The organism is Sporosarcina soli, assembly GCF_042655805.1.
Classification (GTDB): domain Bacteria; phylum Bacillota; class Bacilli; order Bacillales_A; family Planococcaceae; genus Sporosarcina; species Sporosarcina soli.
In genome coordinates this window covers 72,426-85,416 of sequence record NZ_JBHSNO010000003.1, presented here as the reverse complement: position 1 = coordinate 85,416, position 12,991 = coordinate 72,426, and the positions used below count along the sequence as shown (strand labels likewise).

16 protein-coding genes and 6 tRNA genes are annotated in these 12,991 nt (G+C 43.3%); 1 reads left to right on the top strand and 21 read right to left on the bottom strand.

Going from position 1 to position 12,991, the window contains the following annotated elements:
* Nucleotides 1–198: 198 nt before the first annotated feature.
* From ACFPRA_RS04225 to acpS, 21 genes are all read right to left on the bottom strand, one after another.
* A tRNA-Gly gene (locus ACFPRA_RS04225) sits at nucleotides 199–272 on the bottom strand.
* Between the two features lie 28 nt (nucleotides 273–300).
* A tRNA-Arg gene (locus tag ACFPRA_RS04220) sits at nucleotides 301–377 on the bottom strand.
* Between the two features lie 19 nt (nucleotides 378–396).
* Nucleotides 397–483: transfer RNA gene (locus ACFPRA_RS04215), tRNA-Leu, on the bottom strand.
* 69 nt (nucleotides 484–552) lie between these two features.
* Nucleotides 553–628, bottom strand: a tRNA-Lys gene (locus ACFPRA_RS04210).
* Nucleotides 629–742: 114 nt separating this feature from the next.
* Nucleotides 743–817, bottom strand: a tRNA-Gln gene (locus ACFPRA_RS04205).
* 42 nt (nucleotides 818–859) lie between these two features.
* Nucleotides 860–934, bottom strand: a tRNA-Glu gene (locus ACFPRA_RS04200).
* 163 nt (nucleotides 935–1,097) lie between these two features.
* Nucleotides 1,098–1,547 (bottom strand): SprT family protein, encoded by a 450-nt coding sequence (locus ACFPRA_RS04195; protein ID WP_381431083.1) that lies wholly within the window; start codon nucleotides 1,545–1,547, stop codon nucleotides 1,098–1,100.
* A 25-nt stretch (nucleotides 1,548–1,572) separates the two neighbouring features.
* Entirely contained in the window at nucleotides 1,573–3,732 is a 2,160-nt protein-coding gene (locus ACFPRA_RS04190) for a Tex family protein (RefSeq protein WP_381431081.1), read from the bottom strand.
* Nucleotides 3,733–3,839: 107 nt separating this feature from the next.
* Nucleotides 3,840–4,349 (bottom strand): PP2C family serine/threonine-protein phosphatase, encoded by a 510-nt coding sequence (locus ACFPRA_RS04185; protein ID WP_381431079.1) that lies wholly within the window; start codon nucleotides 4,347–4,349, stop codon nucleotides 3,840–3,842.
* Between the two features lie 86 nt (nucleotides 4,350–4,435).
* A complete protein-coding gene (gene sigB / locus ACFPRA_RS04180) occupies nucleotides 4,436–5,221 on the bottom strand; it encodes an RNA polymerase sigma factor SigB (protein ID WP_381431077.1) in 786 nt (261 codons plus the stop codon).
* The gene (gene rsbW / locus ACFPRA_RS04175) at nucleotides 5,196–5,669 is read right to left on the bottom strand and encodes an anti-sigma B factor RsbW (protein WP_381431096.1); all 474 of its coding nucleotides are present in this window, start codon (nucleotides 5,667–5,669) and stop codon (nucleotides 5,196–5,198) included. Before rsbW ends, sigB begins: the two co-directional genes overlap by 26 nt.
* Nucleotides 5,656–5,997 (bottom strand): STAS domain-containing protein, encoded by a 342-nt coding sequence (locus tag ACFPRA_RS04170; RefSeq protein ID WP_381431075.1) that lies wholly within the window; start codon nucleotides 5,995–5,997, stop codon nucleotides 5,656–5,658. Before ACFPRA_RS04170 ends, rsbW begins: the two co-directional genes overlap by 14 nt.
* 81 nt (nucleotides 5,998–6,078) lie before the next feature.
* Nucleotides 6,079–7,080: a PP2C family protein-serine/threonine phosphatase gene (locus tag ACFPRA_RS04165; RefSeq protein WP_381431073.1), complete on the bottom strand. Its 1,002-nt coding sequence runs from the start codon at nucleotides 7,078–7,080 to the stop codon at nucleotides 6,079–6,081.
* 14 nt (nucleotides 7,081–7,094) lie between these two features.
* The gene (locus ACFPRA_RS04160; RefSeq protein ID WP_239391809.1) at nucleotides 7,095–7,496 is read right to left on the bottom strand and encodes an anti-sigma regulatory factor; all 402 of its coding nucleotides are present in this window, start codon (nucleotides 7,494–7,496) and stop codon (nucleotides 7,095–7,097) included.
* 2 nt (nucleotides 7,497–7,498) lie between these two features.
* Nucleotides 7,499–7,861 carry an STAS domain-containing protein gene (locus ACFPRA_RS04155; RefSeq protein WP_381431070.1) on the bottom strand — a complete coding sequence of 121 codons (363 nt, stop codon included), beginning with the start codon at nucleotides 7,859–7,861 and terminating at the stop codon, nucleotides 7,499–7,501.
* A 2-nt stretch (nucleotides 7,862–7,863) separates the two neighbouring features.
* Nucleotides 7,864–8,688 carry an RsbT co-antagonist protein RsbRA gene (locus ACFPRA_RS04150; protein WP_381431068.1) on the bottom strand — a complete coding sequence of 275 codons (825 nt, stop codon included), beginning with the start codon at nucleotides 8,686–8,688 and terminating at the stop codon, nucleotides 7,864–7,866.
* Nucleotides 8,689–8,833: 145 nt separating this feature from the next.
* Nucleotides 8,834–9,184, bottom strand: coding sequence for a type II toxin-antitoxin system PemK/MazF family toxin (locus ACFPRA_RS04145; RefSeq protein ID WP_239391806.1), 351 nt, complete (start codon nucleotides 9,182–9,184; stop codon nucleotides 8,834–8,836).
* Between the two features lie 4 nt (nucleotides 9,185–9,188).
* Complete coding sequence (locus tag ACFPRA_RS04140) at nucleotides 9,189–9,479, bottom strand: transcriptional regulator (protein WP_370643088.1); 291 nt, start codon at nucleotides 9,477–9,479, stop codon at nucleotides 9,189–9,191.
* Between the two features lie 133 nt (nucleotides 9,480–9,612).
* Nucleotides 9,613–10,752 carry an alanine racemase gene (gene alr, locus ACFPRA_RS04135; RefSeq protein WP_381431066.1) on the bottom strand — a complete coding sequence of 380 codons (1,140 nt, stop codon included), beginning with the start codon at nucleotides 10,750–10,752 and terminating at the stop codon, nucleotides 9,613–9,615.
* Nucleotides 10,753–10,845: 93 nt separating this feature from the next.
* Entirely contained in the window at nucleotides 10,846–11,850 is a 1,005-nt protein-coding gene (locus ACFPRA_RS04130) for a LolA family protein (protein ID WP_381431064.1), read from the bottom strand.
* Between the two features lie 58 nt (nucleotides 11,851–11,908).
* Nucleotides 11,909–12,262, bottom strand: coding sequence for a holo-ACP synthase (gene acpS / locus ACFPRA_RS04125; RefSeq protein WP_381431061.1), 354 nt, complete (start codon nucleotides 12,260–12,262; stop codon nucleotides 11,909–11,911).
* 67 nt (nucleotides 12,263–12,329) lie between these two features.
* On the opposite strand from acpS, the gene ACFPRA_RS04120 reads away from it, so the two are divergent.
* On the top strand, nucleotides 12,330–12,941 hold the full coding sequence (locus ACFPRA_RS04120) for a rhomboid family intramembrane serine protease (protein ID WP_381431059.1): 612 nt from the start codon (nucleotides 12,330–12,332) through the stop codon (nucleotides 12,939–12,941).
* Nucleotides 12,942–12,991: the final 50 nt, after the last annotated feature.

Below are 12,991 nucleotides of genomic sequence, written 5' to 3'. Positions count from 1 at the left end.
AATAGCTCATTTCTTGCTGACTTTGAATCCGAAGATTCGTTTGTGTTTGTGTCCCCGACAGAGTCGGTTAAACAAACTGTATTTGTTAACGTTTTGCTGTTCAGTTTTCAAGGTTCATATCGCCTATCCGGCAACAACTTTTCTAGTATAGCATTCTCTCTTTTCGAATGTCAATACTTTTTTTAAAAAAGTATTTTATGGAGCGGGTGAAGGGAATCGAACCCTCATCATCAGCTTGGAAGGCTGAGGTTTTACCACTAAACTACACCCGCATTAAAATTCATTTTTGAAAAGTAATAATGGCGCGCCCGACAGGAGTCGAACCCATAACCTTCTGATCCGTAGTCAGACGCTCTATCCAATTGAGCTACGGGCGCATTATAATAAAATATGTTTTGGTGCGGTAAAGAGGACTTGAACCTCCACGGGGTTAACCCCCACTAGGCCCTCAACCTAGCGCGTCTGCCATTCCGCCACTACCGCGTCACTTAACGACAAGATTTATTGTATATCATTTCTGATCATCCGTCAACACTTTTCTTGAAGGAAAAGTGGTGAGCCATGCAGGATTCGAACCTGCGACCCTCTGATTAAAAGTCAGATGCTCTACCGACTGAGCTAATGGCTCTTGCTCATATAGAATGAAATAATCCTAATCACACGGATTACATTTGTACTTTTTTGCTCAAACCGCCTTCAGCGCTTCCCGCAAATTTGTTAAATGCTCTGTATTTAAATAAATTGGCTGGGGTAGCTGGATTCGAACCAACGAATGACGGAGTCAAAGTCCGTTGCCTTACCGCTTGGCTATACCCCATTATCATGCTATCTAAACTACACTACATAAAGAAAATGTAAATGGTGACCCCTACGGGATTCGAACCCGTGTTACCGCCGTGAAAGGGCGATGTCTTAACCGCTTGACCAAGGGGCCATTTAAAGTTATTCGTATTGTCGATTGCTGTCATTCCCTAATCGACTTTTCCTATTATAGAGCCTCATTTGTATTTCGTCAACACTTTTCATTCATTTATTTTAAAAAACATTTGAATCGTTGTCAGACCGTGGTTTAAACAGCCTGACAACGATTCAATATTTTATACTTCAGCGATTGTTCCTTTACAGATGCCGCATCTATATTTTTGTATATCCATTCTCCTCTTCCGTTTATACTCGGCTCCACAAGAGGTACACTTATAAAAACGAATGGCTCGTGGAGTTTGATTTTTTTGTGCGAGTGGTCTGCAAAATCTAGGCGATGCTGTTTGATGCAACAGCTTTTTAAAATCCGCATCCCGGTGCCGATAACCTTTTCCTTCTATATGAAGATGATAATGACACAGCTCGTGTTTTATGACACCGATTAACTCTTCCATGCCATAGATTTCGACCACTAATGGATTGATTTCAATAGAGTGATCAGCGAGCATATAGCGACCGCCTGTCGTTCTTAATCTTTTATTGAAACGGGCTTTGTGGAGAAACGGTTTGCCAAAGTACTCAAGGGAAATCTTATCAATTAGTCCCGCCAATTCTTCTTCCGTCAACTTCAACACCTCTTCACCTGATCCATCATTTGGTGTTGGGCGGTAACATCGTCAGTGAGATCCTACCTTTTTTCCGATCAACACTCTCAACCCAAACCGTTACGATATCTCCGGAAGCGACAACATCAAGAGGGTGTTTGACATATCCTTTTTTCAATTTGGAAATATGGACAAGTCCATCTTCCGATACTCCGACATCGATAAATGCACCAAAGTCCACAACATTTCGGACGGTTCCTTGCATTTCCATCCCTTCATACAAGTCCTTGATATCCAGTACATCCGCCTTCAATAACGGTTGTGGATAATCATCCCGAGGATCTCGATTTGGTCTTTGCAAAGTTTCCACGATATCTTTGAGTGTCACTTCCCCGACATCCCATTTTTCTGATAGAACTTTGATGTCTAGCTTCGCCAAAGCTTCCGATGTTTCTTTACTTCCGATAGATGTTTTTTCCACTCCAGCCTCACCGAGTAATTGCTCAGCTAATACATAACTTTCCGGGTGGATTCCCGTGGAGTCGAACGGATTCACTGCATCGGGTACACGAAGAAATCCGATTGCCTGTTCATAAGTTTTCGCTCCAAGGCGCGGTACTTTCTTCAATTCCGTCCTTTTCGTAAATAGACCCTTTTCTTCACGACTTTTCACGATATTTTCCGCAACCGTTTTCGAAAGCCCCGCTACATACTGAAGAAGGGAGGAGGATGCCGTATTCACGTTTACACCAACTCGGTTTACGGCTGTTTCAACGACAAATGTAAGGGATTCAGATAATCGTTTTTTGGCAACATCATGTTGGTATTGACCGACGCCAACCGAGCCGGGATCGATTTTCACTAGTTCCGACAAAGGATCCTGTAATCGTCTGGCAATGGAAACCGCGCTCCGCTGCTCAACTTGAAGATCTGGAAATTCCTCTCGTGCCTGTGCAGATGCCGAATAAACACTCGCCCCTGCTTCGTTAACAATGACATACGAAATACCGCCCGGTGCTTCTTTCAAACAGTCAGCGATAAATAATTCTGTCTCACGGGAGGCCGTCCCATTTCCAATCGCGATAATTCCAATCGGATACTTTTTCAACAAGTCCAAAATAAGTCGCTTTGATTTCTCTTTTTCAGGTTTAGGCGGATGTGGGTAAATGACGGATATCTCAAGTAATTTTCCTGTCTCATCCACGACCGCTAGCTTACAGCCTGTCCTAAATGCAGGGTCCACTCCTAAGACAACTTTTCCTTTTAAAGGAGGTTGTAACAAAAGGCTTTTCAAGTTTTCAGAGAAAACATGGATTGCTTGTTCCTCGGCCTTTTCAGTTAAGGCTGTTCTTATTTCCCGCTCGATTGATGGTGCTAACAATCGTTTAAACGCATCTTCTATTGCCTCTTTTAGATGTACGGCAGAAGGGGAATGTGGTTTTCGGATCAACTGACGTTCGAGTCCTCCGATAATGCGTTCTGTCGGGAAAGAAACCCCAACACGTAGAATTTCTTCCTTTTCTCCGCGGTTCAACGCAAGCACCCGGTGCGGGACGATTTTTTTCAACGGCTCTTCATATTCATAGTAATTCCCATACACACCACGTTCGTCTTCCGCCCCTTTTCGAATGGCAGAAATAATTGTCCCGTCAGCCCATGTTTTTTTCCGGATATCCTCTCGAAGTGCAGCATCATCGGCAAATCGTTCAGCAATGATGTCGCGCGCTCCGGCAAGTGCTTCTTCGACCGAGTGAATAGTGGCTTCTTCATTGATAAAGGGCTTGGCAAATTCCTCAGGCACAGATGAGGAAAGCTTTAGCAGTTCGTTTGCAAGCGGTTCAAGACCACTTTCAATCGCAACCATGGCCCTCGTCCGTCTTTTTTGTTTAAACGGTCGATAGAGATCTTCTATCCTTTGAAGTACTGTTGCACTTTCAATTGCTTTTTTTAATTCGTCATCGAGTTTTCCTTGTTCGTCTATCAGGCGAATAACTTCTTCTTTTCGCTGTTCAAGACCCTTTACATAACTATAAGCATCTTCAATGGCTTTAATTTGCACTTCATCCAGTGAACCTGTCTCTTCTTTTCGATATCGAGCGATGAAGGGTACTGTGTTCCCCTGATCTAAGAGCGCAATCACTTTTTCCGTTTGCTGTTTGCTAATCGCCGCTCTGCCCGCAACGGCTTCAACGATATGGCTTGTCAATTGAATCACCCTTTCTTTACTGTTTACATTTTAACATAGGCGAAGAAAATGCCTTCTTGCGATGGAAAAATAGTTATTTATGTCCAAATAAAAAAACCCACCCCATTTTACAGAAGTAGGCTACCAGCGATGAAGGTCGCGTCATCGCCGCGTTCTAGCGTTTGTAATACTTTTTTATATAACTCATATGGACCACAACTATTCATCAATGAAGCTTTAGGGCTTTTCAATGTAACTCCGTCGGAATGCAGGAAAAACAGATCGCCTTTCCGATAGGGATATTCTTGCGTTTTCAACCTTTGCGGTCTGCCGGACAGATAACCCATTACCGGTAAAGGATAGACCATCTTCCCTCCATTCTGAAGGAGATAAAAACGGACATTCCCTACACAGCTATATTGAATCATTTTCCGCTTGTAATCCACTTTCACAATTGCAACTGCCGCCCCCCGTTTTTGAACCATATGTTCGTTGCAACGGCTGAGTAATTCATCGAGCGTTTCATCATGATACTCCGCCAATACCTTCGGGACAATTTGGGCAGATTGCCGTGCAATTGGTCCGTTGCCCAAACCATCCGCTATGGCACAGATGAAATAATCTTCTGCAGTATGCATAAAATAGGTGTCTCCGGATTCTCTATTCCCTTGTTTAGCTTCCTGATAAACGTACACCTCAACATGTTCATTTATAATTGAGTTCACTATGATACACCACCGGCCGCCAAAATCACTTGCTGCAATTTCTTAATCGCTTTACGCTGTAATCGTGAAACATGCATTTGAGAGATTCCTAGTCTCTCTCCCGCTTCTTTTTGGCTCAACTGTTCGATATATGTATATTGGATGATCTGCTTTTCCCGTTCTGATAGCACGTTGAGCGCTTCCGCTACAAGCATGCGCTGATCAGTCTTCTCAAAGCCATCATCCGTATTACCGATAATATCAAACAATGTGACCGTTCCACCTTCTGAGTCAGCTTCCAAAGTATGATCCATGGAAAGGGCTTGGTAACTTCTCCCCATCTCCATCGATTCAAGGACCAGTTCTTCATCCACTCCCAAAAATTCAGCGATTTCGCTAACCATTGGGGATCGTTCCAACTCGGTCGTCAATGTTTCAACAGCTGTTTTGATTTTAGGCCCCAGTTCTTTAATGCGTCTCGGCACATGGACAGCCCATGTTTTATCACGAAGAAAGCGTTTGATTTCTCCGATGATCGTCGGCACAGCAAACGCTTCAAAACTTCTCCCGAATTCGGGATTATAGCGACGGATTGCTCCAAGTAAGCCAAGCATGCCGACTTGCACAATATCTTCATGATATGGTTTGCCGTTGGAATATTTTCGTGCAATTGACTGGACAAGACGTTCATAGTGTAGTACTAAATTGGTTTGCGCTTCCTCATCATTCGTTTCCTGATACTGCTTAATCCATTGGAGAACTTGTTCTTTCGTCCCCGATTCACGATGAGATTGTTCTCTCGACATCCTCATCCCCTCGCTCTCCGCCGAGATATTTGGTCATAAAGACCGTTACACCCTCCTCATGATGAACTTTCACATCATCCATCAGTGTCTCCATTAAATAAAGACCTAAACCACCCTCCCTTAGAAAACGAGCTTCTTCTTTTTCGTTATAAGGGCCGACGCACTTCTTCGTCTCCTCAAAATCGAAGCTTTTCCCATGATCTGCAACCATGATTTCCAAGCGATCTTCGTAAAGCGCGCAACCGACTATAACTTCACCTTGTTCATCATCTTTGTAAGCATGTTGAACGGCATTGGTGATCGCTTCACTTGAAGCGATCTTCAAGTCTTCAATTTCATCATAAGTAAACCCGAGACGGCTTGCGAGTCCAGAAATCGTCAGCCGTGCGACGCCAACGTACTGCGCTTTCGCGGGAACCTTGATTTCAATGTAGTCATACAGTTGCATCATTGTCCCCACCTTCACCTGTTTCTATATCCATGACCTCGTCCAAACCTGTGATTTCAAACAGCCTTTTCAGTCGTCTATTTACCCCTGTAATTTTTAGTTGGCCTCCATTTGACTTGATCGTTTTGTAAAAGCCAACAAAAACGCCAAGTCCCGTACTATCCATATAATCCACATCAGAAAGATCCAATTCCGCCTTCAGACCTTGCTCTTTCTCCGCAGATGCAAGACGTTCCTTTAAGATCGGTGCCGTAAACGCATCGATTTCTCCAACAATCTTAAATCGTCTAACACTATTTTCTTCCAACAACTGTACTTGTATATTCATATTCTCACACCCCGAATTTCTCTAATTTCAAAAACGTGCTAATAGGATATATACCCGCTACTCATAATGTGAAACCTTTTTTTACTCTTTTTTAAAGATGACAATTGTAAAGTCATCTCGCAGTTGAAAATCTTGCAGTTGAGAAAGCCTCTCGTATACCGTTTCCGCAATCGTTTGGGCAGAGCGTTCCTTCACTTCCAGCATGATTGACTGGATGATTTCCTCATCGATAAAACCTTGTTTTGTACGGATTTCCGTGACTCCATCTGTCATCATCGCAATAAAGTCGCCTTCTTCTAGAATGACAGATTTCTCTTCGTATTCAACGTCCTTATGAACACCAAGAAGCAATCCTTTTGCATTCAACTCCACAAACTTGCCTTCTGACGCTTTATAATGGAGGGCCGGTTCATGCCCTGCAGAAGCATAGGAAAAACTAGCATCCCTAGCATCATACTTCCCGTAGAACATGGAAATAAACATCGAATCATCTACGCTTTTCTCTACAATTCTGTTCACAATATCTAGCGCATTGCACGGACTTGTATTTTCATTTCGTAAACTATCCATTCCGAACTTGATCATGGACATGCACAGTGCCGCCGGAATCCCTTTGCCCATCACGTCTGCCACAGCTACGCTCGCTTCGCTGCAATTATCATTCAAAAAATAGATATAATCCCCGTTTATTTTTTTAGCCGGCTCGGTGACAAACCCGATATCCAACTCTTTAAAGTCGGGTTTCTTTGTTTTCAATAGCGTATCTTGCACTTTTGCCGCTACATTCATTTCCATTTGTATTTCTTCCTGTTTGCGGATTAAGCTTTGGTGTTCTCTTAACGCGAGACCGTAATGGATCATCATCTCGATTAAGAAATCAAATGAATGTAATACTTTATCGGGCACATCTGGAAATACGTCAACCAACGCATTTTTATGAATGCTGATCACTTCTTCAGGAGAGATCTCTTTTTCGATAAACTCCCTGCTGAACTGCTGGCCAAAATAAAGATTTTCCTCATTTTGGCTGGTTATATATCTCTTTAATAAATCTTTATACTCTTTGCCCACAATTCGAGGCATCCTCTCACACCCCCTCAACGGAGCCATTTCGTGGCGGTAATGATCGTTCCTACCCCGGCTTCCGTGTCCACTTTGAATTCGTCCATCAACCTTTTTACACCTGGCATCCCAGCACCCAACCCGCCGGACGTCGAAAACCCGTCTTCCATTACTTTACGAATATCCGGAATTCCCGGGCCGCTGTCCGATGCAATGATCGTAATTCCTCTTAAGCCATTTCCAGTATGCCTTTCAATCTCTATCTTTCCTTTGCCCGCATATAAGTATATATTACGGGCCAATTCACTGATCGCTGTTGTAATACGTGCCTGATCGACTGTTCCGAAGCCCGATTTCTTAGCTTCGTTCCTCCCAAGTTGTCGCGCAGCAACAATATCCCATTCCGAGTGAATATCTACAGAAGACCGGTACTCCATAGTCAGGCCTCCAATTCTTGTTGAAGTTTGTCCAACCCGTTTTCTAGATCGAGCGCTGTCAAAACATCCTCCAGACGGATTCCAAGTTCAATAAGTGTAATTGCAACTGCTGGCTGTATACCAGTGATGACCACTTTCGCACCCATCAATCGGGACATGCTAATCACATCCCCTAATACTTTGGCAATAAATGAGTCGATGAAATCGATTGGCGTTAAATCAATTAAGACACCTCGCGCATTCGTTTCATGCATTTTCTTCAAAAGATCCTCTTGGAATTGGAGTGCAGTTTGATCATCCAATTCCCATTGAATGGATACGATTAACGTGTCATTTAGTTTTAAAATTGGAATTCTTAAACTCATCGCTATTCAACCTCCACTATGGTTCGGTTCGTTAGCCCCAGTGCTTCCTGCATCCCCCGTTGCAACGTGCTCGTTGTTGTGAAGTCACTTAAGTTGATGCCTAATGTAACAATGGTTTGGGCAATTTCCGGACGGATACCGACAAGCATACATTTTGCCCCGACAAGCCGGACGGCATCCGCTGCTTGAATGATATGATGGGCAACCATCGTATCGACGACCGGGACTCCAGTAATATCGAGCAACACAACTTCAGCGCGTTGTTTGACCACACCTTCCAGTAAATTTTCCATGATCAATTTCGCTCGTTCCGTATCGATCGTACCGACAAGCGGCATAATCGAAATCTTATCAACAACCGGGATCAAAGAAGCGGAAAGTTCCTGCAAAGCAATTTTCTGTAAGTTCACTGTCCGTTCCCATTCCATCGCATATGCTTCTATAATACTTTCACGAAGGGGAAGAATCCAATTATCGAAAACTGTCATATAGCTTCGTAAATTGCTTTGATCAATAAATCCTTTTTCCTCCAGCAATTCAAAAGCGGTCTTCGAGAAGTGATCGATCGCTTTATTGACAAATTTAATGGACCAACCGAAGCGGACAACTTTTTCTGCGAAATCATTGAGCTGTGCTGTATCAATATCATTTGTTTCTGAAATGTTCGAGGTCATAAGAGAAGCAAATTCCTTGCTTGTCTTTTCCACGAGTGGCTCGGGCATGAATTGAAAAAATTTCTCTCCCTTCTCTTCTTTCATGCGTGCTTCCCAACGCTCAATAATTGTAGGAAGATTCTTATTTATACTTTCTGCCATTCGAATATTCATGATTGTTCCGATGAGCCTCCTTAAGCATTTATACTTTTCTTGTTCTCATTGTAACGAAAAAAAGGATATTACACACTATTTTTGTCGAATAATTGAAAAACACCACAATCTTTTTCAGGCTGTGGTGTTTTTCGAATATGTATGCTCAGAATTTGACGAGTCCGAAGCTCACTTCAAGTGCTTCGTCGACTTTTTCCATCAAATATTCGTCTAGATGTGTGATTTTATCTGTAAGCCTTGACTTGTCAATCGTGCGGACTTGTTCGAGCAGGATAACCGAATCCCGCTCGAAGCCATAGCGTGCCGCATCAATTTCAACATGTGTAGGCAATTTTGCTTTTTGAATTTGTGCGGTGATTGCCGCAATGATCACTGTTGGGCTAAACCGATTTCCAATATCATTTTGAATGACAAGAACCGGTCTTGTGCCCCCCTGTTCTGAACCGACAACAGGTGACAGATCTGCAAAAAAGACGTCTCCACGTTTTATTGCCAAATTTTCATCCTCCGCTTACGAGACGTTCCACCGTATGCTGGGCTTCAATATCTACATGCAAGCATTCCATGGCGATTTTTAAATTGATTTGCGACATTTCGATATAACCTTTCATCATTTCTTCTCGAATGTTATTCGACTCATAATCGGTTACGTATCGCTTTGTCGAAATGTATACAAATTCGCCACGTTCCGGCTCCTGATGGACGACCGTGTGTTCATTTTCATTCAGCATTCGTTTCGGAATTTTAACAATGACTTCTTTCATGTTCTTATTTGCACGCAACGTCAGCACCTCCGACAAACCCGTTCCCTCATTTCAATACATGTTCATCTTACCATTGAATGTGTGCAATGAGAAGACATAGAAGGGATATTATTGACAGGTTTCTGCAATATTGCAACTGTTTTTGTCGAAAGTGCGGATATTATGTGTGCTGTCTTTCTTTTCCCGTATATATTCTCGGAATACGCCTCCCGATCGAGACTGCAATTTCATATGGAATTGTGTCGAGGCGCTTCGCCCACTCTTCCAACCGTATTTCTTCTTCTCCTTGGCGACCGATTAACACCACCTTTTCTCCAATACTCATTTCACGAGGTAACTTCACCATGCACTGATCCATGCAAATGGTTCCGATGATCGGCATTCTTTCGCCACCAATAAGCACTTCCTGACCGCGCAATCCACGTTTCAAACCATCGGCATAGCCAATCGGGATGGTCCCGATCCATTCAGCAGCTTTCGTTTCATACGTCCCGCCATAACTAATTGCAGTATTAGCTTCCACCTTTTTCACAAATGCAAGCTCACTTTCAATCGACATCGCTTTTTCAAGACGGAACGACAACTGCCCTTCTACAAACTCAGAAGGGGCTATGCCATAGAGCCCGATTCCAAACCGAACCGCGTCCAGTTGAAACTGCGGGTAAAGAAGGGTTGCCGCACTGTTTGATGCATGAACAAGCCGTGGTTTTTCAGGCAACATCCGAACGAGTTCCATAAACAATTTGAACTGTTCTTCCGTCCTATAAGGCCTGTCTTCATCTGCGCAAGAGAAATGGGTGAAAATACCATCCAACACAAACTGATCCGAACATTCGACAAGTGAAATGAGGGCTTGAAGTGCGCCTGCATCCCTTAGCCCAATTCTACCCATCCCACTGTCAATCTTTACATGAATTTTCAACTGTTTTTCAAATTCCGCACTCTCGTCCAGAACTTGTCGAAGCCATCCTACCTCCGCTACCATCAGCGTAATCCCTAGTTCAGCAGCTTTCTTCGCGAAAGTGATCGGGGACGGCCCCATGACCAGAATATCCCCATTGATCCCTTTCGACCGAAGCCTTATCGCCTCATCCGGTGTTGCAACAGACACCATCACTGCACCCGCTTCTAAAGCGGCGGCGGCTACTTCAACATCTCCATGTCCATAGCCATCCGCCTTAACGACTGCAATCACTCCACCAGAAACGATTCCATATTTTTTTAAATTCCGGACATTGTTTCGAATTGCCTCCAAATCAATTGTCACTTGTGTCGGTCGATAGTAAGTATATTGTTCCATCTTCAAGCCCCATTTTCTGAGTAGTCCCTCTATTATCAGTCTCCTTCCCATCATTCGTCAATCCATTTATTTCATTTATTTCATTTATTTCCTTTACTTCATTTCTTCTTCTTTCATCGATGCAGCCACTTCGATCATTTCATCCTGCGTCAGTTTGTCAGATGCGATGAAAAAGGAGATCCCTTCACTTTCCCAACGTAAAGAGTTTTCCGTAATTGCCCCAATTGTAAAGCCTAGGTCCACCGGGTCTCCTTCGACGGAAACCGGTAGTTTGTTCTCAGACCTTACAGCTGGTTCTTGGATCAGTACAAATTCTTTTTCTCCACCGAAAGTCATGAATGAACGTGTGCCGTTTTCCGTTGTCATCACTTCTTCATCTTCCAGCACAAGTCCTTCCCATGCGACTGTTGGATAATAGGTTCTTAGCCCTGTCTCACCATTTTCTTCTGACTTCGGTTCACTTCCTACATTCGAATTTTCCATGTCCACGTTATACTCTGCCGCTTTTCGTTCTTTACCGAGCGTAATCTGTTTGAATGTAATCCGAATCTTCTCTTCACTATTTTCATCTAGAACAGAAACATATTTAGGCAACAAAGATTTTTTGTCGATATGAATTCTTTGAGTCGGAAGTACTTTCTTATGATTATTTTGTGTGGCGGTTTCAAAAATATACTCTTTGTCTTCTTCGATCATTGTTGCGTTCTCGTCCGCCTTGATATCATCATGCAAAGCACCGATCAAATACCCCTGACTGTTTTGTGCAGGCCAATCACTTTGGAACTTATACGTCTTGCCAAGCGATGGTGTAATGACGAAAACCCCTTCATCATTGCGTACGATCATCTGCGACTCCTTGCTACCCGCTTGTGAAACATTGACACGATAAAATTGAGGCTTCGTATGCCAGACTTCAACATCATACATGCGCGGTTCTGCTCCTGTCTTGATCTCCATTGTGGCGGTCAGCTCATACCCTTTCGTATCATTCCATTTTCCACTGAGTTTCTTCATGACGTCCTCTTTCGTTGGTGCTCCACAAGCTGCAAGGATTACCATGACTGCAACTAACATAAAAGCAATTATCCGGCTACGCATACAGTTCATCCTTTCTCATTTCAATCAGGTAGGTCATCATATGAGAAAGGACGAACAATTATGCAAGGAGGATCACTTGAGCTGCTGCAACCGTCTTCGTATGCGTGATAGAAATATGTCCTGCGACTTCTTCGCCTTTGAAGTAGATAAGCGGCTTGCCACTCTCCGCCGGTAAGATGCTGATATCTGTAAAGTTGCACTCCGCACCAATGCCTGTTCCTTTCGCTTTGGAGAAAGCCTCTTTCCCCGCAAAACGTCCCGCAAGGAATTCTATCCGGCGCTGTGATGAAAGCACCTCATAGATCTCCAGTTCTTGCTCGGTAAGTATTCTGAAACGGAATTTCGGTGATCTACTATCCAATTGGGCGATACGATTCAATTCCACAATATCAAGTCCAATTCCTGCTATCAATTTGCATCTTCCTTTCCAAGTTGCCGAAAAAAAATGTATAATAGGCCTAACAGATTGAGGTGAAAAAATGTTTAGCCGCACAGAAAACTTTTCGCAATATATCCGTCTTTACCCAGTTGTCACATTCTTCCTTGCGTTGAATATTCTCATCTTTGTATTGACCTACATCCCATTCATCGGAAACCAAATCTATCTTGCCGGTATGGGTGTCAATTATTTGATATCTGCCGGAGAGTGGTGGCGATTGTTCACACCGATGTTTTTGCACAACGGCATTATGCATCTACTGTTCAATATGTTCTCCTTGTATCTTTTCGGACCGGAACTTGAGAAAATTGCAGGGAAGGCGCGCTTTCTCACCATTTACTTGCTCTCTGGAATTTTCGGGAACATCGCGACATTTTTCCTGCAAGATCCGGGATATCGAAGCGTTGGCGCAAGTGGAGCCATTTTTGGGATTCTAGGGGCATTCGGGGCGCTTGTTTATTACACAAAACATATCTTGCCCCAGCTCAGACAAATCATTGTGCCGATCATTATTATCAGCATCATCATGACATACTTACAACCAAATATTAACACGACTGCACATATCGTCGGAATGATCGTCGGATTTCTAATTGGACTTAGCTATTTCCATCCGAAGCGGATTGTCAGTTGGCGAAGACCAAAAACATAAGGTACTAAAAGAAAAAGATAGGACAGAAGGGCGACTCCCCTCTGTCCTTT